The organism is Photobacterium kishitanii (assembly GCF_003026355.1).
Classification (GTDB): domain Bacteria; phylum Pseudomonadota; class Gammaproteobacteria; order Enterobacterales; family Vibrionaceae; genus Photobacterium; species Photobacterium kishitanii.
In genome coordinates this window covers 1-684 of the sequence record NZ_PYON01000056.1, presented here as the reverse complement: position 1 = coordinate 684, position 684 = coordinate 1, and the positions used below count along the sequence as shown (strand labels likewise).

At 46.1% G+C, this 684-nt stretch carries 1 protein-coding gene; it reads right to left on the bottom strand.

The genetic code is table 11. The features are described 5' to 3' along the window. The coding region (locus C0W29_RS21725; RefSeq protein WP_158260041.1) for a hypothetical protein at window positions 1-684 on the bottom strand (684 nt) is incomplete at both ends.

Genomic DNA, 684 nt, shown 5'->3' with positions numbered 1-684 from the left:
GCATCTGAGCCAACATCTAATGGCACTTCACCATGGATAATTTGACCTTGCTGGCTTGATTCATTAATCGTAGTGCCAGTATCAGTACCAAACTCTGGGTTAGCACCGTCTTTAATCGTGATATCAACATTGGCTGGTTTTTGCAGCCAGTCACCATCGGTATCTTGCACCTGAATCGGCACATCGATAGTGATCTTATCATTCACACTATCAACTAACCCTTGGTTACCGTTATCGGTGTGATTTAATGGTTTTTCTTGAGTGATGGTGACATTAACTGCCACATCATGACCATTCGCCGCTTGTACCGCAGACAATGATACCGTCACAACCTGCTCGTCATTGGCTGTTAAACCAATTAACTCACCCGTCGCACTGTCATAATGAAAACTGATCGCTTGATGATCACCAGTGGTTAATTCAGACGACAATTCATCAATTAATGCCGTTAATTGTGCTGGATTGATGGTTATTGTCTCAGGATTGAGACGGTCTGCGCCTGCTTCAATTGTGATCGTGGTAGTGCCAGATACTGGGTAGCCATGTTCGTTACCCTCCGGGGTTAAATCCCCTTCGGTGATCGTCACTTGACCCTGCTCATTACCTGCAGCATCGCTACCATCTTTAATGGTGATCACTACTTGGCCGCTGGCGGTATCGCCATCGTTATCAGTCGCCGTTACG